This window comes from Pseudomonas bijieensis, assembly GCF_013347965.1.
Classification (GTDB): Bacteria; Pseudomonadota; Gammaproteobacteria; order Pseudomonadales; family Pseudomonadaceae; genus Aquipseudomonas; species Aquipseudomonas bijieensis.
Genome location: NZ_CP048810.1, coordinates 41,814 through 67,333, shown reverse-complemented (window position 1 = coordinate 67,333; position 25,520 = coordinate 41,814). Strand labels below are relative to the sequence as shown.

Genomic DNA, 25,520 nt, shown 5'->3' with positions numbered 1-25,520 from the left:
GAACCGAGTCGTTAATGCCCGGGCATCGGACTGTTTGGGCGTTTTACCTCACGTTGTTGCCTTACCGAGTCAGGGTTGGCAATGCGGTTCGATTGAGGCCCGCCAGACGTACGCAATAACAGGCCGATTTCCTGCGCGCTGACCGCCTTGCTGAAAAAATATCCCTGGATTTCATCGCAGCCATTTTCACGCAGGAAGTCTTGCTGCTCTCGGGTTTCGACACCTTCGGCAATGACCTTGAGGTTCAGTTTGTGCCCCAACGAAATCACCGCGGTGGCAATGGCCTTGTCGTTCTCGTTGTCGGGCAGATCGCGTACGAAAGACTGGTCGATCTTGAGTCTGGCGATCGGGAAGCTTTTCAATGCGGCGAGACTGGAGTAACCGGTGCCGAAGTCGTCGATCGAGAGGCTGATCCCCATGGCTTGCAATGCCTTCATCTTGCTGATGGCTTGCTGAAGGTCCTGCATGATCAGGCTTTCGGTCAATTCCAGCTCAAGGTACATCGGGTCCAGTCCACTTTCTTGCAAGGCATGCTTCACCCGGTCGATCAGGTCCCTTTCGATGAACTGGCGGGCGGAGATGTTCACCGACACGGTGATCGGCGGCCAGCCGGCATCCTGCCACGCCTTGTTCTGTCTGCAAGCGGTACGAATCACCCAGTCGCCGATGGGCACGATCAACCCGGTATCTTCGGCCTGGGGAATGAATTTGATCGGAGACACCATGCCCAGATCGGGGTGTTGCCAACGGATCAACGCCTCTACGCCGATGATCCGGCCTGACTGCAAATCCACCTGAGGCTGGTACAACAGCAGGAATTCATCATTGTTGAGTGCGCTTCGAAGCCCGTCTTGCATGGCGAGCTTGCCCTGAACCTTGTTATTCATCTCGCTCGTATAGAACTGAAAACTGTTGCGCCCCAGTTCCTTGGCCCGGTACATGGCGGCGTCTGCATTGCTGAGCAACGTGTCGGTATCGCTGCCGTCGGCCGGGTAAGTGGCCAGCCCCATGCTGCAGGTGACGTGGAGTGTATGGCCGGCGAGCTGAATCGGCCGCAGGATGGCTTCCTGGATTTTATGCAGGACTGGCGTCACACCGTCGAGATCCGAGGGCTGGTCGAACAGAATGATCACAAACTCGTCGCCTCCCAGTCGCACGACGGTATCGGTACGACGTACACACTCCAGCATGCGCTGGGCGACGGTTTTCAACAGTTCGTCCCCGGCACTGTGCCCAAGGCTGTCATTCACCAGTTTGAACTTATCCAGGTCGAGAAATACCACCGTCACCAGCCGGTTGTAGCGCTGGGCATAAAGCATCGCCTGCTTGAGACGGTCTTCGAGCAGGGTGCGATTCGGCAGCCCGGTCAGTGCGTCATGGTCGCCCATATAGCGAATGCGCTTCTCGGTCAGTTGGCGTTCTATCGCAATGCCGGCAAGCGGTGTCGCCATGTCGATCAATTGCGTCTCGGCCGGGCTGGGGCTGCGTACGGTGTTGGCATACAAGGCAAACGTACCCAGGACCTTTCGCTCATGGGACAGGATCGGCGTCGACCAGCAGGCGCGAAACCCATAGGGTTCGGCGAGTGAGCGGTACGCTTCCCACAATGGATCCTGCTGGATGTCCGTGACGATGACCGGTTCTCGTCGATACGCCGAGGTGCCGCATGAACCGACGTTCGGACCGATCTCGACCCCGTCGATAAGCTGGCTATAGGATTTTGGCAAGCTGGGCGCCGCCCCGTGCAGCAGGTGCTTGCCCTCCTCATCCAGCACCAGGATAGACACCTTCATGCCCTCCAACTGGGACTCGACCAGGTGAGCCAGGCTGTCGAGCACTTCTGCAAGCTCGGTGCTCCTGGCGATCATTTCCAGGACATGACCTTGTCCGGCACGGACAATGGCTTCTTGCTCCAAGCGGTCGTTTTGCACGGCGAGCCGTTCCGTGGCGATACTCAATTGAGCCGTTCTTTTTTCCAATTGAAGTCGATCTTCGAGGAATTGATTCACCGCGCGCGCCATGTTGCCGATCTCGTCCTTGCCATGGTCCGCCATCATCAGATGAGTCTTGTCAGCGTGTTCCTGGCGCAATTGCCGGCTTATTTCATTCAGGCGCACGAGCACATGGCGACCCATGAAGACCCGGGTCACGAACCAGGCGAATACCAGGCTGGCGCCCAACATGATCAGCACCCATTGCTGGCTGCGATTCGAGGCCTCGACCAGGCGCTGCACGGCCTGGCGATAGTCTTCGGTGTAGGCACTCGATTGCGCCCTGGCCACCGCGACCAGCCTCCCGGCTTCGTTCTTCAGTTGCTCATTGAAGCGCTGCATGACGTTATGCTGATTGATGAGCGTCTGGCGCAGGGCGAAGAGATCGGGCATCGCCACATCAGCATCAGGCAACTTGCCTGAGGTGCGTGACAGTCCCTCGTATCGGATCCGCAGCCGTTGCACGGCCTCGCTGTCAGCCGCTTGCGGCAGATCGAAAAGCATCATCGCCAGTTCCAGGTTGGCCCGGGTCTGGGTCGCGGTGAGCCGGGCGGTTTGATCCTTGAGGGCCTGCTCGAAGGTGACCTCGGTTTGCAGCAGGCTTTCTCGCAGTTGCGCAACGATGTTGGCGGTATTGCGGAACATCTGACTCGACTGATGCATGTCGAGTATCGCCACGCCACTGTTGGCGGCAGTCAGTTGCTGCACCAGTTGATCGAGGGCTTCAAGCTGCTCGACGGTCGCCGCATAGCTTGAACGCAGGATGTCGGGGGAACGGCTCGTCAGAAACTGGTCGGTCTGGCGTTCGATCAGCAAAGTGCGCTGCGCCATGTCTTGCCCATCTTGCATGCGGACCAGTCGTTCATCCGTCAACTGGCGAGTGGCGCTGTTTGAGGTGCGCAACGCATAGACCGCTGTGGCGCCCCCTGCCAGGATCAGCAGCGCCAGCGTCAGGAACGCCAGAGTGAACTGTGCCCGCAGCGACTGCGGCAATAGCGGGCGTCCAAGTCGGAAATTCATGTCCAACGTCAAGGATTCCATTGGTGGCGATAGATGTCTCGATAGCCATTGTCAGGATCGTAGTGAAATTTTTTCCCGCCATCGAAGGCCATATTGTCGGCATTGACCAAGTGAATCGGCGCCACGAAGCCGCTCACCGGCTGGCCTGCGAACAAGCGGTTCAATTCATCCATCACTTGCCAGCCATGCAGGTTGAGCGGTTCGGCCACGGTAACGGTCTGGTAGGTTTTTGCCTGTATGCGCAAGAAAGCCGAAGCGCTGCCGTCACCGGCAGACAACAGACTGATGCCGTCACTGGGTATGGCGGCGTTGGTCAACGAGGCAATCGAGTAGTCGAAATAGATGTCGTTGATGGCCAGCGTGTGGGTCCAGCGCTTGCCATAGCGCTGAAGCAACTCCTTGGTGATCGCTGGCATCTTCTCGCCACTCTCGGAGATCGCGACATCGCGCACCTCCAGCAACGTACATTCTCGGCAGGCCCGGATGACGTCCTCCATGGCCCTGGCTTTCGCCATGGCAATGCTGTACTTGGAGTCGGTCAGGATGACCACGCCGGCGCGTCCGCTCGACTGCGCCACCGCCGCCATGGCCGTGAGGCGGGCCACTTCAAGCGGGTCAGTGGTGACGTTCATGGCCACCGGCGTGCCGTCGATCGGCCCGGGGCGTACTCCGACGTGCCAACCAACCACCGGCACTTCCTGGTTGGCGAACAGAAGCAGCGCCGCATTGTTCTCAAGGGCATCGGAGCCGCACAGAATGAGGCCGTCGGGCTTCGCTGCCAGGGCATCGGCAAAGGCCTTCGCGCGCCCAGCCGATGATCCGGCGCCATCGAATATCTTCAGCGTCCAGCCCAACGCGTTGGCAGCCTCCCGAGCGCCCTGCGCGACACCGACGATGCCTCCGTTACGCAAATCTTCTGCGACGAGCGCGATGCTCTTGCCCCGCTGGGCTTGCGGGCCGGACTCTGGGCCGTTCCAACGAACGGCGCCGAGGGAGGCCCTGGAAACGATTTCCTGTGCTTGAGTCACCGTGACCTTGTCGTTCTCGGCATCCGTTGCGGTTGACAGGTTCTGGCCGTATCCGGAAGTTGCCGTGAAAAGACAGGCTACCGTTATGCAAGCCATCCCCAGTAGCCAGGGACTCAGTAATCTGGGCCTGATCAAACAGGTGGGATCACCGCATGGGATGCCGGGTCTGGGGCCGGTGACGCGATCATAGTCTGGCATGACGTCCCTTTTTGCCGAGAATGCAGTGTTCCCAAAGGATAGTCGGTTCTGCTGCCATCAGGTCCTTTGTGGGTAAAAGGGCAATGCCAGTGATAAAAAATGGATTTCAGAGGGATCAAGAAAAAACGGGGCAGCCCCATCAATGATTCAACCCATCGAATTACTGCACAGGGTGCAGCTATGCCTTGCATGACCAAGGTATTGTCCATGCAAAGGTCTGCAATCATTCTCCAGCGACACACATTTTCGAATCCTGAGGAGTTGCTGGAATGGTCACGGTCATTGGTTTTTCTTCCACGGGTGGGCCGCAGGTTCTAGAGGTCAAACAGGACGGTCATGCTGCGCCCGGCTTCGGTGAGGTGTGGCTCCAACAGCATGCCATCGGCATCAACTACCTCGACGTCACCCAGCGCAACGGCGCGGTTCCCGTCGCCCTGCCTTCGGGGTTGGGTCTGGAGGGGGCCGGGCTGGTCACTGCGGTAGGACCAGGTGTCACTCACGTCAAGGTCGGTGATCGCGTGGCGTATGCCACCGGCCCGCTGGGTGCCTACGCGAGTGGCCGCTTGGTTCCGGCCGGGAAACTGGTACCACTTCCTGCATCGATCAGCTTCCAGGATGCTGCCGCCGTACTGTTCAAGGGCATCACCGCCCAGTACCTGCTCAAGAGCACTTATCCCGTGGGGCCGGGAACGGTCATGGTGTTGTATGGCGTCGCCGGTGGTGTCGGCGCAATCATGGCCAAGTGGGCCAAGCATCTGGGCGCTTTCGTGATCGGAGTCGTCTCTCGTGCGCAAAGCGTCGAGAAGGCGCGGGCTCTGGGCTGCGATGAAGTCCTGGTTTTCGATACCCAGACGTTGGCGCAGGAGGTGGCTCGCATCACCGACGGCAAGAAGGCCGATGTGGTTTACGACCCGATTGGGCGAGTCTCGTTCGCAGCATCGCTCGATTGCCTGCGCCCGCGCGGGCTGATGGTGTCTTTCGGCGCATCGTCAGGTGCGCCACAAGCGATCGAAGTGGGCATGCTCAACGCCAAGGGTTCGCTATTCCTCACCCGCCCCTCGATTGCCGCCCACACCAGTAGCGTCGAGGAGTACCAGGCGCGCGCCAATGACGTATTGGCCGCGCTCCAGGCCGGAATCATCGAACCCGCCGTCTGGAAAACCTACAAGCTGGAGGACGTCGCACAAGCCCACGCGGATCTGGAAAGCGGCCGCGCTTCAGGTACTCTGCTGCTCATTCCCTGAAATGTCCTTGAGTATGCCTCAGAGGTTGTGGACACGTGATCACACTGGATAGCCGCCACACGGACGAATTTGCCGCCTTGCTGGCGCTCGAATCGCAAGGTTCGTTCGTTGCCGCCGCGCGGCTTTTGCAGCGCCACCCCACGATCATTTCCAAACGCCTCGCGGCGCTGGAAGCCCGCCTGGGAGTCAGGCTGCTCGAGCGCAGCACCCGACACATCCGCCTGACAGACGCCGGGGCCCGCCTGGTCCGACGCCTGCGGCTGGCGACCGAGTTGATGGTTGAAGCAGAGCAGGAAGCAACGTCCGGGGCCGCCGAGGTGCGTGGCAATCTGCGCCTGGCGGTACCGGCAGCCATGGGCAGGCTCTGGTTGGCGCCGATACTGCCGGAGTTCCTGGCGGCCCATCCGCATTTGACGCTCACCGTGGATTACAGCGAGCGTCTCGTCGATGTGATCGCCGAAGGTTTCGATGTGGCAATACGCCTAGGTGAACTCAACGATAGCCGCCTGATTGCCAAGCGCCTCGGCGATCATCGGCGCATCCTTTGCGCGTCTCCCGGTTACATCGAACGCCATGGCTGGCCAGCGTCACCCGCGGAACTGGTCAATCACAACTGCCTGGGATTCACGGGATTGGCGTCATACCCTGAATGGAAGCTCATCCGCGCCGACGAACACTTCAGCGTGCACCCCCAAGGCTCCCTCGTGTCCAACGACAGTGAAGCGCTGTTGAGCGCGACCATTGCCGGCACCGGCATCCTCGGTGCGGGGGAGTGGCTGTTCAGCCGTGCGTTGGCAAACAAAGAACTGGTCAGAGTATTACCGGACTGGGAGTTGGGAGCAAAAGGAGGGATCTATCTTATCCGGCCCTCGGCAAAATTTGCCTCCTCCGCCACCCTGGCGCTCAAGGAATGGCTCGAGGGCAAGCTCGTTCAAACGGGCACTGTCAGGGCCGCGTAAAAAAGGCCAGCACCACAATGCAAGCCCGCTCCCCCAGGTTTCGGTTCGGCTATCCCCACCTAATAAAGCATTTACTTCCATCCGGATGACGCCAACTTATTGGCACAAAAAACACCGAGATAAAAATAAATTAATACAGCGACGGTTTCCCGACGCACGGTAGCCATGCGCCATTGCTGGGGGTTCAAGTCGAGGCTCATCATCCGCTGGCAACCCCCGCAGTACGTTCAGGCCGCCGACCTGAACGAAAGGATGTAATCAATCGCTTCGCTCAATGGAGCAACACCGAGATGATGACTGTATATTTTGTTGTCATGACGATTTGCAGTGGCATCGAAGGCTGTGTCGAGGAACGCAAACAAGGACCAACTTTTGCTTCCAAGGCAATATGCATGGAGACGGCCAGAGGCATGGCTCCGCGCAAAGGCGTGAAGTTCAAGTGTCGTAGCGAGCGTTTGTGGGTGGTCGATGAGACGCCGCCAGCAGAGAATTACGGCAAAATTGTCTCGACCAAGAGCACAAGTCAGCCCTAGCAATATGCACTTTCACTGACACCGGGTCAGGCGCTGGGGCTCATTATGCCAGGCAATCGCGTCCGCCAGATTGGCTCGTCACGTATGTTCTTACGTGATACCTGCTAGCGGAAACACTGATTGGTTTGGAGGGTAGTTTTGGTCTTATCTTCATTTCTAAAACATCATCATGGTGAATACCGCCTGCAAAAATGCATTCGATGTTTAGAAAGATAAAACCAATGTAATCACACCCAACCAGACGCGAGCGCCTTCATGATTAAAATCCTAGCAGCCGTACGCCGCAAACCCGGCATGACTCATGCTGAGTTCTTGAACTATATAGAACATAAGCATGGCGAAATCGCCCGGGCCAAACCTTTAGGCGTCAAACGATACGTGCAAAATCATGTCATCGACTCCGCGTTCGGCGTTGACGCTGATAACGCCTACACACAAACATTCCACAGAGACTCCATCACCGAATTATTTTTTGACAACATGTCTGATTTAATTCAAACCTTCAGCGATCCCTATACACAACAAACCACCGGACCTGATGCGAAAAACTTCGCCGACCTGTCCAAACAGGCCGCTCAGTTGATGGACGAAGTAGAAGTATCCAATGCCGGTGCCGCCCCCCTCAAATGGAAGGCGATCGTTTTCTTGAAAAAGAATCCAACGGTACAACTTGAAAGCTTCTTTACCGCGTGGGATTCAGCTCACGACACTGTTGTCAATAAGCACCCGGATTTCCAGAAGGTACTACGTCGGTATGTTCATTCCAGATACCTTCCCGAAGGTGACCGGGTAACGTCCTATTTCGGGCCAGACGTAGCGGTATACGAAGGCACTTCCAGCCTGTGGTTTGAAAACGAAGCCGATCTTTCTATTTTTCGTCAGTATCAGAAATCACTGTTCCAACAGCTGTCTGACGAAGGGATCGTACTCTCATCCGAGTCTTTTTTCGTGTATGTCAAGGAAGTCGTAATTCTAGATCTTGGCCAGTAAAGCTCAATAAATTGAACTAACGACCGTTCGCCGGCTTATTAAATCGAAGTTTGCCGGCGTCACGGTATCCAGCCGGCCACGTTCTATCTTCGAACTGGATGCTGAAGTGATTCTAAGGCATCCAGCCGAAGGGCCTGAATCACTCAGATAGGTTCAGCCAACGTAGCAGTGGACTCGCGCATGATCTGGGCATGCTCTTCCTTGTCACCCGCACTTTTTTCTATCTCGCACAGTCGTGCAGAGTTCTCGACCACCAACTGGCAACGTTCCCAACGCCGCGCCTCGAACCGGGCCAGGGCGGCCTGTAGATCGCTATCGGCGAACAGTTCTTCTGCAAGCACGATGGCGCTCTCGATGCCAATACCTGCCCCGGAAGCCAGATGTGGCGTGGTGGCATGCACCGTGTCCCCAATCATCACGATGCGGCCTTTATGCCACGGCAACGGCACCAACAGATTGGCCAGCGGACGATAGTCGATATTGGCACCCGGCTCGTACAGTTGCGGCACAAGCATTTGCAGGATCGGGGCTGGGAACTCACCCAGCAGACGCGCCATCTCGCCTGGCCAACTGGCCGGATCGATCCATTCGGAAAACTCGCGGTTTTCCATGAGGAACATGTACATGTGCGTTTCAGAAATCGGATTGACGCCGACCTTGGTGCGTCCCAGCCAGTGACTGGGGCGTACGATTTCCGGCGGACGCTTCAACACAGCGCGCCAGACACTCTGGTGAATGGGTTTTGGCGAGGGTGCTTCTGGGAAAAAGTCCTTTCGCATCCGCGAATGCACACCATCGGCGGCAATGACCAGATCGTAGCGGCCAGAAGTGCCATCGGTGAAAGACACTTCAATGCCATCCTCGCGCTCGATGATGCTGTCGAAGGTGATGCCAAGGCGTACGTTGGTCCCCACCTCCCGCGTCTTGTCGGCAAAAATCCGAGCCAGCACCGGACGCAGGATACCGCCACCACAGGGAATCGGTTTATCGCTGACCGGAGGTCGAAGCGCCAACTGCACGATCAGCTCGCCTGCCGGTGAAAACACATCGAAATTGGTCGACAGATAGCCTTCCCCGGCCACCCGTTCAAGAATCCCGACCGTATCCAGCGCCCGCAACGTGGGTCCACTGAGGGTAATACCGGCCCCAAGGGGGCACCACAAAGGATCTATTTCGACCAAGTCCACTTCGACTCCCTGACGGGCGAGCTGGATAGCCGCGGTCATACCGGAAAATCCTCCTCCGATCACCAGGACCTTATTGACTGCTGCAATCATCACGCTCTCCTAATTATTCTTATTTCAATCGGGCTGACATTGCATGGCGCACCGACGAGTTCTGCAGCGCTATCGACTCAATGCCACAAACTCATGAAGTTCCGACTGAAAAGGCCGGGTCGACAACGAGACTATCGAATCGGCTATCAGCGCTGAAATCGCTTTCCACAATCGGAGGTATCGCAGGGGGTGATGGGTGTCACCACACCCGAAAACCCAATGGGGGAACGAGCCTGCTCGCGATGGCGGAGAACCCGTCTGTGGTGATGTTGGATGTGCCGACGTCATCGCGAGCAAGCTCGCTCCCACATGGGTTTTGGGTTGGACGGGAGATCCAGGTACACCGCCATACTCCTGTGGGAGCGAGCCTGCTCGCGATGGCGGTGCTCAGTCTACGATGATGTCGAGCCTGCGCGAGGACGCTCGCCTCGCGCATCTGGCCGACAATCCACCGGCCTTTAACGACGTTGGTTCACACGCTGTCCAAGCCATCCCAACAGAGGTATTTCACCTCAAGGAATTCGTCGATCCCAAGGTGAGATCCCTCTCGCCCAAGTCCGCTCTGCTTCACCCCACCGAAGGGAGCGACCTCATTTGAAATCAAGCCACAGTTGATGCCCACCATGCCCGATTCGATGCGAGCGGCGTTGCGCCAGATACGGGCCGCGTCACGGCTGAACAGATACGCCGCCAAGCCAAACTCGCTGTCATTGGCCATCGCAATGGCTTCGTCGTCGGTTTCGAAACGCACCAGTGGCATGACCGGGCCGAAGATCTCTTGGCGAGCGACCTGCATCCCATGAGTCACATCAGCCAACAAGGTGGGCTGGAAGAAACACCCACCAAGGGCATGGGGTTTGCCGCCGGACAACAGCCGAGCACCTTGCGCCAGCGCATCATCGACAAGGGCCTGGGATTTGCGTACCGCCGCCTCATCGATCAACGGTCCGACCTGGACGCCCGGCTCCAGGCCATTGCCTACCTTCAGGCGTGCCATGCGCTCGACAATGCGCTCGGCCAGGGCGTCATAGATCCCTGACTGCACCAGCACCCGGTTCGCACCGATACAGGACTGCCCACCATTGCGAAACTTGGCCAACATCACCCCGTCAGCCGCCGCATCAAGATCAGCATCATCGAAGACAATGAACGGAGCGTTACCGCCCAGCTCCATGGAGCATTTCTTGACCGTCTGCGCCGCTTGCGCCAACAGCAACCGCCCCACTTCGGTGGACCCGGTAAAGGTAAGCTTGCGTACCAACGGGTTGGCCGTGAGTTCACCGGCGATGTCTCGGGTGTCATTACCGGTGATCACACTGAAAACACCGGCCGGCACCCCCGCGCGCTGCGCGAGTTCGGCGAGTGCCAGGGCGGTCATGGGCGTCTGGCTTGCCGGTTTCACGACCATTGTGCAACCCGCCGCGAGCGCCGGAGCGGCCTTGCGCGTGATCATGGCCGCCGGGAAGTTCCAGGGTGTTATCGCGGCACAGACGCCGATAGGCTCGCGCAGTACCACAATGCGCTGAGTGTCCTTTACGCCCGGAATCAGGTCACCACGCACCCGTGTGGCTTCTTCGGAAAACCATCGTACAAAAGACGCAGCGTAATCGACCTCACCCCGCGCCTCTTCCAGGGGCTTGCCCTCCTCCAAGGTAATCAGCGTGGCAATATCCTCACGATGCTCGACCATCAACTCATACCAACGGCGCAACACTTCGCCACGGCGTTTAGCCGTCAAGCGTCGCCATGGACCAAAGGCCTGCTGTGCCGCATCGATTGCCCGCTGGACTTCGGGCCCGCGGCAGCGCGGCAGCTCGGTGAGCAGCGCTTGATCCACCGGATTGCGCAGCGTGTACCGCCCGTGAGGCGTCTCGTTCAGCCACTCGCCGGCGATGTAGGCACCGGTGCGCCACAGCGTGGGATCTTTAAGTAAATGCTTCACGTTGCAATCCTCGTAATCAGCAAGGGTGACGCCCGATCATGAAGGCGCTATCCGGGTCCGAAGTCACTGGCAGGCCCGCCGCGACCAACCCTTGACGCAAAGACTTCATGAGGCGATCCGGCACGCGCATCGCCGGGGCACGCAGTGGGCCGCCGTTGAAGCCGGCGAGCCAGTCCTGGTATTTCCACATCGTGCGATTGAGCACCCCAGTGCCGCCGGCATAGGTTTGCGCGGCGGCACCGTTGGCACTGCGAGCCGGATTGACCTTCCAATACAGTTCCATTGCCTCTTCGAAACGGCCTGTGCGGGCCAGTTCGAACGCTTTCGGGTAGTAGTCGCTCATCCAGGCGGTGTTGCTGGTGCCGGAAAACTGCAGCTTCATCAGGCTCATCAACGGGATTGCGTCAGCTTCGATCGGGCAACTGATCACCACCTGATCGCGGAAGTGGTAGTACATCTCGCAGATGCCTGCCGGCAGCGGAAACCCTTGCTCCGACTTGATGGCCGCGATATTCGGGCAATCGGCCAACAGGCGACGGACCAACTCCAATGACATACCCGCCGGATGCACACGCTCAAAACCCCAGAGCGGAATCGGGAAGAGCATGACGGCAAGGTCCGTCGCATCGCAGAACGACTTGGTGTAGTCGTAGATTTCCTGCTCGCTGGTCGGCCAGAATTGCGGTGGATAGGAGAGCAGGACGATGTCGGCACCGGCATTCTCGGCGAGCTTCACCGCCTCGATGTTCTCAGCCAGGGTGCCAAAGGCCGCGTGGAAGAACAGGATCAAGTCTTTCCCCGACTCACGGGCCCAGGCGGTGAACTGGGCGTTCTCCTGGACCGAAATCGCCAGTTCGCTGCACAGCAACGTGCTGCTGTAGCCCAGCCCGACCGCATGTTCGATGTCGTGGCGGATGCCACGCTCATTGAGGCGCTTCAGGTCAGCGCTGAAGCTGGGGATGGTGACAGCTGAACAGCCCACCAGGTTTTCACGGGCCCAGGCACGGGCATCAGCTTTCTTGTAAGTGGCCATGATGATTTTCCTTCGAACAGTGGAGGGGTTATTTCGAGACAGGGACGATGCTGGCGGGCAGCTCGATGCCAAGCCCTTGTTGCCTGGCGCGCTCGTACAGCGCTTGTGCGATGACGACATCCTGCAGTGCCGAGCCAACTGACTTGTAGAGAACGATGTCGCTTTCGTTTTGGCGGGGGCTGACACGACCCGCTACCAGATCCGACAGCGCGACCAATTTGTCGGCGACATAAACGCCGGCACTGATCGCAGCAATGGCATCGCCAGTGTCGTGGAGCACCTCCTGCGGCATATCAGCGACGATGCAGACGGCTCGATCCATCGTGGCCGGGTCAACCTCCCTTTGTTCAGGCAGGGTGGAGCCCAATGACACGACCGTAGTACCCGCAGAAAGCCATGCCCCTTGCAGTACGGGAGACTCGTCACGACTGCGAGCAGCACAAATCAGCACATCGCAGTCCTGTACGGCTTCTTGCGCAGTGCCCACCGCCTGGATATCCAGCCCCGGCCTGAAGCTTTCGGCAAACCGCTCACGGCTCGCCGGCGTTGGGCTGAACACCCTGACACGGGCGACATCTCGTACAGACTTGAGGCAGTCAAGCGCACCACGCGCTTCAAACCCGGCACCAATCACGCCCACCCGCAGCGGGCGTTGGGGTGCCAGCAGATCGACCGCCAGCGCAGCGGTTGCAGCGGTGCGCAAACCCGTCACCCGATTGCCGTCGATCAGCGCGCTGAGGGCCATGGTTTGCTGGTTGAACAATGCGATCAGATAACTGGCGCATCGCGCCCGCATCGAGGCCGCGATCAACTTGCAGCCCATATGGCCGCCAGCGGGGGGCACCGCAGTCAAACTGCGCAACCAGATACCATCGCCGCGGGCCATGGAACGAGGCGGCACCATGGCATCCGATGTGGGGCAGGCATATGCCTTGGCGAGCGCGGCGACGGCGGTGCTCCAGTCGGCGAGCGCGGCGACATCGGTATCGCTGAGAAAAAGCGTCGGGGCTATTGTTTGGGGCTCTTGGGCGTGATGCATATCGCTGACCTCGCAACGGGTATCAATCATTGATTGACTGACACCCTACGAGGCACCCACCACGCCGAATACTGCTTGGAGTGGAAAGCAGCTATCGCTCAAATCGATGGCATGGCCAGGCTGCAGATCAACCGTCGCACTTCACGGGAGGCACGGGTCAAGGGGCGACGGGGCGACTCGACCAGCACGACGAAGCGCTCGAGGAGCGGGTCGACGATGCGTGATGATGTCAGCCGCTGATCCAGTGAACCCGGTAGCACAGAGGCAATGGCATAGCCGCCACCCGCCGCCACGACTTCGTACTGGAGCTGGACGGAGTCGGCCTCCGCGGCAACGCACAACTCCACGCGATGTTCGGCCGCCAGATGATCGAGCCTGGCTCTCAACAAATGGGGACGCCCAGGCACGACCAAGGGCAACCCCGATAATTGCTTTAACGCGATATCTCGATTGGCAAGACGCGGATCGACGGCGGGCCCCACCAGATGCAGGGGCAGCCTGGCCAATAGATGGGCGTCTGCGATACTGGCCTCACTCTCGCGCAGCACCAACGCCATATCCAGACGACCGTCGTGCAACTGCTCTTCGAGTTGAGCGCTCGCGCCCTCGATCAGATGCAATCTCACGCCTGGCATCTGGGCGCGCACCGCGGAAAAAAGCGTTCCCGCAAACCGACGCACCGCGGAGGGCAGCATGCCTACAACCACCTCCCCCACCGGCTTTCCACGCAGGTTGCGAATGTCATCGGCAAGGCCTTCAGCGTTCGCGAGCAGATCCGATATACATGGCAACAACTGCTCTCCAAACTCGGTCAAGACCACCCCACGCCCGGTTCGATGAAACAGGCGCTCGCCACATTGCGACTCGAGCAGGGCGATGTTTCGACTCACCATCGACTGCGGCATATCCAGCAGTACTGCCGCTTTACTGAGACTTCCAGCCGCCACGACGCGTACGAACAAGGTCCATCGGGGATCGATGATCGTCAGGGCAGTGGCAGGATACGGCGAAGCCGTGCCAGGCACAGAGACGCTCTGGATACCTTGGTCATTCGTCATGTCATCAACTCCTGACGGGCCTGATGCAGGTATTCACGGCTGTCCTGAAGATGCAGGCGCATGGCAGCACGCGCGCATTCAGCGTCCTGATTGAAGATCGCCTGATAAATCTGTTCGTGCTCGCTTTGCATGCGCTGCTCGTAATGCAAAGGCTCAGCGTGAAACAGTTGCGCAGAATCCAGTCGGCTGCGCGGGATAATGACCACGCCCAGGTTGAGCAGTGTGTTGGCGATATAGTGATTACCTGTCGCCTGGGCAATGCTCAAATGAAACTGAAAATCCAGCGCGGCTCGATCATTGACGCTGATTGCCGGCTGCCCGAGCTGATCGAGAAGCGCCCGCAACTCACCTAACTGATCCAGGGTACGTCGTTGGGCGGCGAGCCCGGCGGCCTCTACCTCAAGACCGATCCGAAACTCCATGATCGCCAGCGAATCGGTGATGATGCCGATGGTCGCAGGGTCGATGAACGCCCCCAGCGACAGGGCGCTACCCCGTACAAATGTCCCGATACCGTGGCGTGTCTCAACCATTCCAGCCGCCTGTAGACGCGACATGGCCTCGCGCACCACGGTTCTGCTGACCCCATGCTCGCGCATGAGGGCCGACTCGGTGGGCAGCCTGTCACCGCCACGCAGTCGTCCCTCAAGAATGTGCCCGGACAACAGCGTCTCGAGGCCATGAGAAAGGCTCCCGCGTTTTTTCCCACCGACCGCGGGCGCGCTCATTCCTCGAAAATCGCTACGGCACGGACGAAACCAGCCGAGGCATGCCTGATCTTGTAGGGGAAACAGGACACCTGGAAACCATGGGCCGGCAGGCATTCCAGGTTGGACAGTTTCTCCATCTGGCCGTAGCCGATGTCACGTCCGGCCTTGTGCCCTTCCCAGATGATCGAGGCGTCACCCGTGGCGGCGAAGCGTTCGCGCGTGTACTTGAACGGTGCATCCCAGCTCCAGGCATCGGTACCGACCACGCGCACACCGCGTTCGAGCAAATACAACGTGGCCTCGCGGCCGATGCCGACCCCGGCATCCAGATAGCCCGGCTGACCGAACAGCACACCGGCACGGGTGTTGACCAGGACAATGTCCAATGGCTGGAGCACGTGGCCGATGCGTTCCAGCTCAGCTTGCACTTCGGCGGCGCTGACCACATGGCCATCCGGTAGATAACGAAAATCCAGCTTCACGCCCGGTTGCAGGCACCAGTCCAGCGGCAACTCGTCGATGCCAAACGCCGGCTTTCCGCCGTCTGTGGTCGAGGCGTAGTGCCAGGGGGCGTCCATGTGCGTACCGCTGTGCGTCGTGATCTGCAAGCGCTCGGCCGCCCAGGATTCGTCGCCGGGCAGTTGCGCCTTGGACAGGCCGGGAAACATCGCGGCCATCTCCGGCCAGCCTTGCTGATGGTCCATGTAGTCGATTTTCGGCAGCAACGGTGGTGGATCGGTGTAGGGGTTGTTGTCCAGGGTCACGGACAGGTCCACCAGACGGCGTTTAGTCGATCGCATGTTCAGTCACTCCAAGCGCCACCCGTCCACGCTTACGGCGCGGCGGGGCAGCAGGTTTCAAACTATGGCGTATCAGGGCCGCTGCCGAGCCGTCATGGCGAAAGCCAAGGGCGCGGGCCTGCGGGGTTTTCATCGCTGGGAAACTGCCGAACAGCGCTTGCAGGTGGGCATCTGGTGCAAAGCTGATCAGCGCGCGACGTTCCTGGCCGTAGGCAATGGCCAGGGCATCGATGACCTGGGCAATGGACAGGTGCAACAGCGGCAGTTGCCAGACCCGTGACGCGCCAAGCTCGCCGGCCTGCAACTCGGCGGCCCGCAGCAGGTTATCCACGCAACAACGGACCGACATCCACCATGCCTGTGCCTGGGGCGATACCGGACAGCAATACGGCTCGCCCAGGGCAAAGGCATGCAGCAGCTCACTCATGAACGCCGAACGCAGGCCATTGGGTTCACGTGGACGGGCGACAATGCCGGGCAGGCGCACGGCACGGCCGTCGACCTCGCCTCGGCGGGCCAGGTCCTTGAGCGCCATTTCCACCATCACCTTGTGCGTACCGTAGCTCAACTGCGGGTTCGGCACGGCACGCTCATCCATACGCGTCGGCAGGTCGCCGCCGTACACCGCCACGCTGCTGGCATACACCAGCACCGGCCGGCCAGGCTGTTCGCGCAACTGGTCAAGCAACTCCAGGCTTGCCAGCAGGTTGACCTGATAACCCAGCGAGTACTGCTCTTCGGCCGCGCCACCGGGGATGCTCACCAAATGGAACACCACGTCAATGCCGTCGGCCAGGGCGCGCCGCAGCAACGCGGCATCGGTGACGCTACCGCAATGGCGACGCAGACGCTTATCGTCGGCAAAGCCCGTCAGCTCTTTATCCAGCAGGATCAATGCACTGATCGGCTGGCCGCGCAATCGATTCGTGTCGAGCAAGCGTTGCGCCAGTGCCCGTCCGACAAAACCATTGGCGCCGGTAATCATCACGCGCATGAGCGGTCTCCACTCACGACACGCTGGTCAATCGCGCCAAAGACCGACTGCCCTTGCAAGTCGAATACTTCCATGCGCACGCGGTCGCCAAAACGCATGAAGGGGGTCTGTGGCGCACCTTGCTCGATCATCTCGACGGCACGGCGTTCAGCGATACAAGCGGCACCAACGCTGGGGTCGGCATTGGAAACCGTGCCCGAACCGATCACGCAGCCTGCCCTGAGGCGGCGGGTCAAGGCCGCATGGGCGATCAATTGATGAAAGCCGAAATGCATGGCACCACCATGGGCATGACCGAACCACTTGCCATTCCATTCAACCTTCAGCGGCAAGTGCACACGTGCGTCGCGCCAGGCCTCGCCCAACTCGTCGGGGGTGATCGCCACCGGGGCGAAACTCGATGAGGATTTGGCCTGGATGAAACCGAAGCCGGTCTTCATTTCACGGGGGGCAAGCGCACGCAAGCTGACATCGTTGACTTGCACGATGAGCCGAATATGGTCGACAGCGTCTTGCGCCGAGCAGCCCATGGGGACTTCATCGACCAACACCGCGAATTCACCTTCAAAATCGATACCATGGGTTTCACTGGGCAGCACGATGTCGTCGTGGGCGCCCAGGAAGTCATCGCCACAGCCCTGATACATCAGCGGCGTGTGTTCAACACCTTCGATCGGATCCAGCGCAAAAGCCTTCTGCATCCGCTCGCCATGACTGAGAAAGGACGAGGCGTCCAGCCACTGCCAGGCGCGTGGCAACGGTGCGGCGGCCTTCTGCGAGTCAAAGACGAAGGCACCTGCCAACGAGCCTTCATTCAAGGCGTCATAGCGCGAGCGCAAAGCGGTCTCGACGCTCGACCAACGCTCGATGGCATCCTGCAGCGTCTGAGCAATATCGCTGGCATCCACCGCCCAGGCCAGATCGCGTGACACGACCAACAAGCGACCGTCGCGACTGTGATTCTTGAGGGTACTGAGCTTCATGCCTGTTCTCCTTGCAGCTCAGGCGCGAAGCGGCCATCGAGCAGGACGAAGAGCATGCGTGCCATCTGTTCGGTGCGATTGCTCCAGGCGTGGTTGGTACCGCGCTGCACAACGATGTCACCGCGCTTGAGATGCACTTCCTCGCCATCGAGCACCAGCCAGACTTCGCCCTCCGTGACCACGCCGTAATCGAGCGTTTCAGTGCGGTGCATCAACTTGTGCTTGGAGTCAGCCTGTCCGGTGCCGGCATGGGCCTGGCCAATTTCGGCGAAGGCCGCCGCCGCATCCTCGGCACTGACCTGGTTCTGCATGCTGTCAGGCGGTATATCCACCACGCGAATGACACTGCCCAGTGGGGCCGGGCTCAATTGAAGCGGTTTGCTGGTGGGGTCATCGCCGTTGTCCAGTAAGGCCGGGCTGGCGCCACTGTTCCAGATCTCATGGAAGACCGTGCCAGGTACGGCCTTGAGCGGGAAGCTGTTCGGCGTCGGTCCGCTGAGCGCGACCACCGCCCGGCCCTGGGCATCGTGCCCGGTGACCACACGTTTGAAACCCGGAAGTTGTTGCATGTTCGACTCCTCAATCAGTTGGCGAAACGCGGCAGCGGGTAAGGTGGATTCATGAAAAGATCTTAAAGATCGAGCACCAGTCGGGCACTCCGGGCACGCGAGCAGCAAGGCGTGAACTGGTCGTTGCGGGCTCGCTCGGCATCGGTCAAGAACATGTCGCGATGCTCCGGTTCGCCCTCCAGCACGCGCGTGATGCAGGTGCCACAGATGCCCTGCTCGCAGGACAAGGGAATGTCGATCCCCGCCTCCAGCAGCACCTGGGCAACGCTGAGCGCGGCGGGCACCTGGAAACACTGGCCGGTGCTGGCCAGCTGCACCTCGAACCCGCCCGCCTCACCCGCCGGGACAGCGGCGGCGGTAAAGTACTCACGGTGCAGTTGCGCCTCGGCCCAACCCCGCTCACGCGCGGTGCCGAGCACGTGCTCCATGAAGCCACTGGGGCCACAGACATACAGGTGACGGTCACTGGCCGGCGCGGACAAGATCCGAGCGCTGTCGAGGCGTTGGGATTGCTCGCCATCGTCCACATGAACGTGGACGCGATCGGCGAACGGCGATTGGCGGATGTACTCGATAAAAGCCATTCGCCCGGCCGAACGACCACAATAGTGCAGCTCGAAAGGCACGCCGATCCGCGCCAGGCGCTCGGCCATGCAGAGGATCGGCGTAATACCGATACCGCCAGCGAACAGCACGCTGTAGGCCGCCCCATGCTCCAACGGGAACAGGTTGCGTGGCGCGCTGATCCGCAGCCGGCTGCCTTCGTGCACGTGCTCGTGCATGGCCAGCGAACCGCCGCGAGACGCCGGGTCGAGCAACACGCCCAGCAGGTAACGGTGGCGTTCTTCCGGGTGATTGCACAGCGAATACTGGCGCACCAGGCCATTGGGCAGGTGCACGTCGATATGCGCGCCGGCACTGAACGCAGGCAGCATGGAACCCTCGACCGGGGCCAGTTCGAAGCTGTAGATGCCTTCGGCTTCGCGACGCTTGCGGGTCACAACGACATCGATCATCACCGGGTACCCACTGACTGTTCTGCGGCCACCCGCTCCGACTCGATCAACCGACGCAGGACGCGCCGGCAACGCACGGCCCCGGCATCGACTGGCAGCAATACAGGGTTGAGACCAAGCAGTTCGACTTCGCCAATCTGACGCTGTTGAGCCTCGACCATGGGCTTGTCTTCTCCGGCGAAAATACCGATCAACATGTCCTGGACGAAGGCATTCAATTGCGCATTGTCCTGCTCGAAGCTACGCGTGTTGGCAAAGAAGTAATGGGTATTCGTCGCGTCCTGCGGTGTCATCAGGTGCAGGTTCCATGTCACAGGTCCCTCCTCCCTGGGGCGCCCGGGAGGCGTGGCGCCACTGCCCAGCAGCATCAGGCCAGGTGCGTGCCAGATAACCTCGGCCCAGACGTCTGCCCGGGTCGGGTCTTCAAGATGAGTGCCGAAAGCCGGTGGCGGCACATCATCAGGCGCCCACCAACTGATGCGCACGCGATCATTGGGCAACTCCTCGATGGTGGCGCGCGTGCGCGACAACGCTCCACCACCGAGCGTATCGGGGTGCAGGAAATCGACGTGGCTCAAGTCCATGATGTTGTCGGCCAACAGCTCGTAGTGCGCGCGGGTGGGCAGATACCCATGTCCCTTGGCATGGGTTGGGGCCCGTTCGAGGAAGGAAAAATCAGGGATCAGCGCATCGTTGGCCATGCTCGAATCGCCGGGCCAGACCCAGATCGCCCCATGCCGCTCGACGACCGCGAACGCGCGAACACAGGCGGCCTTGGGAATCGTCCCGTCGCCATGGGGATTGTGCGTACATTGACCACTGCCATCGAAACGCAAGCCGTGGTACGGACACTGAACGCTATCGCCGACAATCTTGCCCATGTGCAGAGGGGCAAAACGGTGCGGGCAGCGATCGGCGAGCGCCCGAATCACACCCTGACTATCGCGAAAGAACACGATGGGTTGCTCGACGATGGTTCTGCCAAGCATCCCGCCTTGCGTCAACTCGTCTGCCCATCCAGCGATGTACCAGGTGTTGAGTAAGTAACTCATGCTGTTCTCCTCGTTTTTCTTATTTTGATAACGTCGAATGGGCAGGTCAGCTATCAGGGTCTGCGACAACAGCGGAGGGAAAAGCTGCCGCGCGACCACGCAACCGAATGCAGGCCAGGGCTACCAATAGTTGAAGGCCGGCGACGATCCCCAGCGCGGCAGGCAAAGCGCTGCTCACCCCACCGGTGATGGCCAGCACCACCAGCGGGCTGGCGAACTCACCGGCAAAGAACATCGCCGTGAAGCCGCCGGCCGCGCGGCCGCGCTGCCGGAAGTCGATCTGGGCCATGATCCAGGTGAGCAAGGTCGGCATCATCAGGCCGATGCCCAAGCCGTTGATCAGTACGGCGATCACCACCAGCCCATGACTGTCGGCCACCGCCAGCAGCCCACCACCGATACCGGCAGCGACAAAGGCGAGGAGCACCTGCCGGTACGCTGGTACACCACTGAACAAACGGAAACTCAGGGCGCCGACCAGTACGCCGAACTGACTGGCGCCCATGGTCATGCCGATCTGCTGCGACCCTTGGACATGCAGCAGGTTGAGCAGGTAACCGACTTGTACCGGCACGATGAACAGGCTCAAGCCCGCCAGGAACGCCAGGGCATACAGCGGCGCCAAGGGACGCCAGGGGAAGGCCTGGCGCGCCGTCGCTGGCGCTGCGGCCACATGAGCGCGCGGTTCCCACAGCAACCAGGCCATCAGCGGCAGGAACACCAGCCCCAGCCCATACAGGGCAAACGGCGTGCGCCAACCGTGCTCGCCGAGCACGCCACCGACGGCAATGAAAATCGCCGCCGACAATGAGGTCGCAACCATTTGCAGGGCGAACATGCGTTCACGTCGCGCGCCGCTGTAGTAGTCGCCCATCATCGTGGTGCAGCAGGTCATGATCGATGCCTCGGCCACACCGATGCCGGCGCGGCTTATCACGATGAGCTGTAGCGACTCCAGCCACAGCGGCAGTACCCCACAGACGGTGTAGAACAACATCGCACCGATCAACAACAGCTTGCGCCCCAGTCGGTCGGCGATGATCCCGGCCACGGGTGCCAACAGCGCAATCATCAACGCCGGTAGCGTCAGGGCGATGGGCACCAGAACGGCCACGCCCGGTGTGTCGGCGAAGTGCTCCTGCATACGCGGCAGGATGGGGGCCAGCAGCACCGCGCCAAGTACCGGCAAGCAACTGCCGAGCAACAGCAACAAGGACTGCGGCAGCCGCGCCTGGCGTTCAACGTTCATCGCGCACCTCCGCTGGCTGGGTCGCACAAATCGCCATGCCAAAGGCACTCAGGCCGGCGAGTAGGTCAAGCCATAGAGACTGCTGGAACGGATACATACGAGGCATGGGAAAGTCCTTTCTTGTTGTCATGACGCGACGGGGTGAGCGGACGCTGTGGTCGGTTGATCGTGCCCCGACGTCTCCTGGCGGAGTGAGCGCTGCACGCAGGCCCCCTCCTCGGCTACGGCAGGCATCAGCGGCAAGCTCGTCGAATGGCTGGGCTCAACCTCGGCCGGCCCCGTGCTCACACGCTTGCTCGGCAACAGGAAGTGCGCCAGGGCTGGCAACAGCACCAGCGCGCCGACCATGTTCCAGACGAACATGAAGGCCAGCAGCACGCCCATGTCCGCCTGGAACTTGATCGGCGAAAACATCCACGTGGCCACGCCGATCGCCAGGGTCACCCCGGTCAGCATCACTACCTTGCCGGTGGACAGCAGTGCTCGGTAATACGCCTGCGACAGACTCATGCCCTGGCGCATATGGCCGAGCAGGATGCTCATCACATACAGGGCATAGTCGACGCCGATGCCCACGCCGAGGGCGATCACCGGCAGGGTCGCGACCTTGACGCCGATGTTCAGCCAGACCATCAGCGCCTCACAGAGGATCGACGTGAGCATCAGCGGAATCACCGCGCAAATCGTGGCGCGCCAGGAACGGAAGGTAATCAGGCACAGCAGGATCACCGCGCCGTAGACCCAGAACAGCATTTCTCGGTTGGCCTGCTTGACGACGATGTTGGTCGCCGCCTCGATCCCGGCATTGCCAGCGGCCAGAAGGAACTGGACTTCGTCGGTATTGTTCGCCGCGGCGAATTGCTCGACGTGATCCACCAGGCGACTCAGGGTTTGCGCCTTGTGGTCAGAGAGGTAGACGTACAGCGTCAGCAGGCTGCAGTCTTCGTTGTACAGCCCGCGCGGCGCCCCGGCGGTGACCATGTTGAGCATCGCCTGGTTGTTCTGCAGCTCGTACCACTTCGGGCTGCCTTCGCTGAGGCCGACCAGCATCCGGCGGTTGAGCAGCGCCAGGGAATTGGTCGAATCGACGCCTGGCAAGGTGCGCAGTTGCCAGTCGAGCGCGTCGACCTTGCGCAGAATGTCATAACGCGAACAGGCGCTGGCCGGCGTCTTGATCATGACCGCGAACAGATCGCTGCTGGCACCGTAATGACGGGTCAGGAACGCATCGTCCTGGTTGTAGCGCGAGTCGGCCCGCAGCTCGGGGGCGCCGGCATCGAGATCACCGATTTTCAGTTGCAGGCTGACCACGAAGCCGATCGTAGCCACTGCCAGGCTCAGGGCGATGCACAACGCCGCCCAGCGCCGCTGGGTGAACAGGTCAAGAAAGCGCCAGAACCCATGGCGATGCTGGCCAGCTTGTTCAGCGAGCTCGCTTTTCAGGCTCAGCCGAGCGGCGCGGCGGCTGACGCCCACATAGGAGAGCAATACCGGCAGCAGGATCAAGTTGGTGAAGATCAGCACGGCCACGCCGATACTGGCGATCATCGCCAGGTCCTGGATCACCTGGATCTTGATGATCATCAGCACCGCAAAGCCGACCGCGTCGCAGAGCAGCGCGGTGAGACCGGCGAGAAACAGCCGGCGGAAGGTGAAGCGTGCGGCGACCACGCAGTGCATGCCGCGGCCGATGTCCTGCATGATGCCGTTCATTTTCTGTGCGCCATGGCTCATGCCAATGGCAAATACCAGGAACGGCACCAACACCGAATAGGGATCCAGTTGATAACCCAGTAGCGGTAGCAGGCCGAGCTGCCAGACCACCGCCACCAGCGAACAGAACACCACCAGCAAGGTGCTGCGGATGCAGCGGGTATACCAGTAGAGCACCACGGCAGTGATCAGAATCGCCACGGCAAAGAACATCAGGATCTGCCGCAGGCCTGCGATCAGGTCACCGACTTTCTTGGCGAAACCGGTGATACGAATGTCGATACTGTCGCTCTGGTACTGACTGCGTAACGACTCCAGTTGTTGCGACAGCTTGGTGTAATCCAACGGCTGACCGTCGGGCGTGCGCTGCAACAGGGGCACATGGATGATGCTCGATGCCTGGTCGAATGCCACCAACTGGCCGATTTCGTTGGACAGTTGCACGTTGCGTCGCAGTGCCGTGAGGCTAGCGGCGCCGCCATCGTAGTTATCCGGAATGACCGGCCCACCGTCCAGGCCCGCTTCGGTCACCGCCACCCAGCGCGTGGCCGGCGTCCATAGCGACTTCATGTATGCACGGTCGACGCCGGGCAGCAGATAGATCTTGTCGCTCAACGCTTGCAGGGTCTTGAGGTAGGCGACGTCGTAGATATCGCCCCGTTTGTTGACCACCGCGATACGCACCGCGTTACCCAGCCCGCTCAGTTCCTTCTGGTGCTCAAGGTAGTTGGCAATATAGGGATGGTGGGTGGGGATCATTTTTTCGAAACTGGCATTGAGCTCGACACGACTGGACTGCCAACCCAGCACCAGCGTGGTCGCCAGGCACAGCAGCAACACCCACAGGCGATGGTTGAACAATGCCCGTTCGAGCACCGAGCCGGAACGCGGATCAAAGTCATCGAACGCATTCACGGGGGACTGGGGGAAACTACCAGGGGACGTCATAACCTCACTCCGAAGCGGCAGTGGATGGCTGCGCAAGACGCTGCAGCCCGGTGAAACCGGCAACGATCAGGCTGCCATCGGCGGCCTCGATCACACTTGAAACAGGCTTACCCAAGGGCTTGCCCAGTGGCAGCAGCGCCGTTCCGGCCTGCTCACCGTTGAGAAACAAACCGCCGCCCTGGTTGACCAGCAGCACTTGGCCGCCGGCCAGGCGGGTGGCGTCATTGAAAGAAATCGGCATGGGCACAGGCAGGCGCTGGAAGCTCTCACCGCCATCGTTGGATACAAAGGCATTACCCCTCAGACCGCCGACCAACAGGGCGCCATCGGCGCGGCTCTGCAAGGTGAAAAAACTGCCTTCATAGGGACTCTCCAACTGCTTGAACGAAGCGGCGTCGTCATCCGAGCGCGCCAGGTAACCCTGCTCGCCAGCCAGGAACCAGCGCGTTCCCTGGTGACTGATGGCGTACAAATGCATTCCGTTCGGGTTGGCGATGTGCCCCATCAGCGACTGCCACGTAGCACCGCCATCGGCAGTCCACAGCGCCAGGCCGTAGGCGCCGACGATCAGTCCGCGTTGAGCATCGATGAATTCGAGCGCCAGGAAGGGCTTGTCCGCACCATCGGCGACAAGACGCTCGGCATTTTGTACGCGTGCCAAAGCCTCATCCGGATAGACAGCGTTGGCCTGGTCGACCGTGGCGGCGGCCAGTTCGAGCTGTGCCGCACGCAAGCCGTCGAGTTGCACTGTCCAGTGCTCGCCGCCATCACGGGTGGCCAATACCACGCCAGCGTGACCGACCGCCCAACCCTTTTGCGCATCGACGAACTGCACGGCCGTCAGACTGACCGAAACCGGCACCGAAGCCTGACGCCAGCTTTGCCCATTGTCGTCAGAGAGCAGCACCAGGCCGCGCTCACCCACGGCCACCAGGCGTGTCCCGGCCCGCGCCAGATCGATCAATACGCTCTTCTGCGCCGCCGGTACCGCCATGGCCGGGGTGCTCAACGGCGCGCCCACGGCCGTCGTACCTGCCAGGCACTCGCTGGCGGCAAAGGGCAAACACAGGGCCAGGAACAACGCGCCCGCCTGACTGATTCTGTTCATAACCTACCTCGGAAAAACACTCGCATTCCGAGGGCAGACCGACAGGCCTGCCCTTCACGCTCAGCT

At 60.5% G+C, this 25,520-nt stretch carries 21 protein-coding genes; 4 read left to right on the top strand and 17 right to left on the bottom strand.

The window, feature by feature from the left end:
• Positions 1–11: 11 nt before the first annotated feature.
• On the bottom strand, positions 12–3,032 hold the full coding sequence (locus GN234_RS00290) for an EAL domain-containing protein (RefSeq protein ID WP_109753277.1): 3,021 nt from the start codon (positions 3,030–3,032) through the stop codon (positions 12–14).
• Entirely contained in the window at positions 3,020–4,039 is a 1,020-nt protein-coding gene (locus GN234_RS00285; protein ID WP_163859017.1) for a substrate-binding domain-containing protein, read from the bottom strand. Before GN234_RS00285 ends, GN234_RS00290 begins: the two co-directional genes overlap by 13 nt.
• Positions 4,040–4,506: 467 nt before the next feature.
• Between GN234_RS00285 and GN234_RS00280 the strand changes: the two genes are divergently transcribed.
• The 4 genes from GN234_RS00280 to GN234_RS00265 all read left to right on the top strand — a co-directional run bounded on the left by GN234_RS00280 (position 4,507) and on the right by GN234_RS00265 (position 7,963).
• Positions 4,507–5,481, top strand: coding sequence for a quinone oxidoreductase family protein (locus GN234_RS00280; RefSeq protein WP_176687597.1), 975 nt, complete (start codon positions 4,507–4,509; stop codon positions 5,479–5,481).
• Between the two features lie 35 nt (positions 5,482–5,516).
• Positions 5,517–6,440 carry a LysR family transcriptional regulator gene (locus GN234_RS00275; protein WP_163858105.1) on the top strand — a complete coding sequence of 308 codons (924 nt, stop codon included), beginning with the start codon at positions 5,517–5,519 and terminating at the stop codon, positions 6,438–6,440.
• A 290-nt stretch (positions 6,441–6,730) separates the two neighbouring features.
• Positions 6,731–6,973: a hypothetical protein gene (locus GN234_RS00270; protein ID WP_176687596.1), complete on the top strand. Its 243-nt coding sequence runs from the start codon at positions 6,731–6,733 to the stop codon at positions 6,971–6,973.
• 255 nt (positions 6,974–7,228) lie between these two features.
• Complete coding sequence (locus GN234_RS00265) at positions 7,229–7,963, top strand: EthD domain-containing protein (protein WP_176687595.1); 735 nt, start codon at positions 7,229–7,231, stop codon at positions 7,961–7,963.
• Positions 7,964–8,106: 143 nt separating this feature from the next.
• On the opposite strand, the gene GN234_RS00260 is transcribed toward GN234_RS00265, so the two are convergent.
• The 15 genes from GN234_RS00260 to GN234_RS00190 form a co-directional block, all read right to left on the bottom strand.
• Entirely contained in the window at positions 8,107–9,240 is a 1,134-nt protein-coding gene (locus tag GN234_RS00260) for an FAD-dependent oxidoreductase (RefSeq protein ID WP_176687594.1), read from the bottom strand.
• A 472-nt stretch (positions 9,241–9,712) separates the two neighbouring features.
• The gene (locus GN234_RS00255) at positions 9,713–11,182 is read right to left on the bottom strand and encodes an NAD-dependent succinate-semialdehyde dehydrogenase (protein WP_176687593.1); all 1,470 of its coding nucleotides are present in this window, start codon (positions 11,180–11,182) and stop codon (positions 9,713–9,715) included.
• 16 nt (positions 11,183–11,198) lie between these two features.
• Entirely contained in the window at positions 11,199–12,215 is a 1,017-nt protein-coding gene (locus tag GN234_RS00250; RefSeq protein WP_176687592.1) for a dihydrodipicolinate synthase family protein, read from the bottom strand.
• Between the two features lie 28 nt (positions 12,216–12,243).
• The gene (locus GN234_RS00245; RefSeq protein WP_233459504.1) at positions 12,244–13,284 is read right to left on the bottom strand and encodes an ornithine cyclodeaminase family protein; all 1,041 of its coding nucleotides are present in this window, start codon (positions 13,282–13,284) and stop codon (positions 12,244–12,246) included.
• A gap of 68 nt (positions 13,285–13,352) precedes the next feature.
• Positions 13,353–14,312: a LysR family transcriptional regulator gene (locus GN234_RS00240; RefSeq protein ID WP_232201514.1), complete on the bottom strand. Its 960-nt coding sequence runs from the start codon at positions 14,310–14,312 to the stop codon at positions 13,353–13,355.
• On the bottom strand, positions 14,309–15,040 hold the full coding sequence (locus GN234_RS00235; protein ID WP_176687591.1) for a FadR/GntR family transcriptional regulator: 732 nt from the start codon (positions 15,038–15,040) through the stop codon (positions 14,309–14,311). The genes GN234_RS00240 and GN234_RS00235 overlap by 4 nt, the downstream gene beginning before the upstream one ends.
• Positions 15,037–15,822: a cyclase family protein gene (locus GN234_RS00230; RefSeq protein ID WP_176687590.1), complete on the bottom strand. Its 786-nt coding sequence runs from the start codon at positions 15,820–15,822 to the stop codon at positions 15,037–15,039. The genes GN234_RS00235 and GN234_RS00230 overlap by 4 nt, the downstream gene beginning before the upstream one ends.
• The gene (locus GN234_RS00225) at positions 15,809–16,816 is read right to left on the bottom strand and encodes an NAD-dependent epimerase/dehydratase family protein (protein ID WP_176687589.1); all 1,008 of its coding nucleotides are present in this window, start codon (positions 16,814–16,816) and stop codon (positions 15,809–15,811) included. The genes GN234_RS00230 and GN234_RS00225 overlap by 14 nt, the downstream gene beginning before the upstream one ends.
• The gene (locus GN234_RS00220; RefSeq protein WP_176687588.1) at positions 16,807–17,799 is read right to left on the bottom strand and encodes a fumarylacetoacetate hydrolase family protein; all 993 of its coding nucleotides are present in this window, start codon (positions 17,797–17,799) and stop codon (positions 16,807–16,809) included. Before GN234_RS00220 ends, GN234_RS00225 begins: the two co-directional genes overlap by 10 nt.
• Positions 17,796–18,368 (bottom strand): cupin domain-containing protein, encoded by a 573-nt coding sequence (locus GN234_RS00215; RefSeq protein ID WP_176687587.1) that lies wholly within the window; start codon positions 18,366–18,368, stop codon positions 17,796–17,798. Before GN234_RS00215 ends, GN234_RS00220 begins: the two co-directional genes overlap by 4 nt.
• A gap of 62 nt (positions 18,369–18,430) precedes the next feature.
• A complete protein-coding gene (locus GN234_RS00210; RefSeq protein WP_176687586.1) occupies positions 18,431–19,384 on the bottom strand; it encodes a PDR/VanB family oxidoreductase in 954 nt (317 codons plus the stop codon).
• Positions 19,384–20,436 (bottom strand): aromatic ring-hydroxylating dioxygenase subunit alpha, encoded by a 1,053-nt coding sequence (locus GN234_RS00205; protein WP_176687585.1) that lies wholly within the window; start codon positions 20,434–20,436, stop codon positions 19,384–19,386. The genes GN234_RS00210 and GN234_RS00205 overlap by 1 nt, the downstream gene beginning before the upstream one ends.
• Before the next feature lie 46 nt (positions 20,437–20,482).
• Complete coding sequence (locus GN234_RS00200) at positions 20,483–21,685, bottom strand: MFS transporter (RefSeq protein ID WP_176687584.1); 1,203 nt, start codon at positions 21,683–21,685, stop codon at positions 20,483–20,485.
• Positions 21,686–21,811: 126 nt separating this feature from the next.
• Positions 21,812–24,346, bottom strand: coding sequence for an efflux RND transporter permease subunit (locus GN234_RS00195; protein ID WP_176687583.1), 2,535 nt, complete (start codon positions 24,344–24,346; stop codon positions 21,812–21,814).
• 4 nt (positions 24,347–24,350) lie between these two features.
• Positions 24,351–25,454, bottom strand: coding sequence for a WD40/YVTN/BNR-like repeat-containing protein (locus tag GN234_RS00190; RefSeq protein ID WP_176687582.1), 1,104 nt, complete (start codon positions 25,452–25,454; stop codon positions 24,351–24,353).
• Positions 25,455–25,520 lie beyond the last annotated feature (66 nt).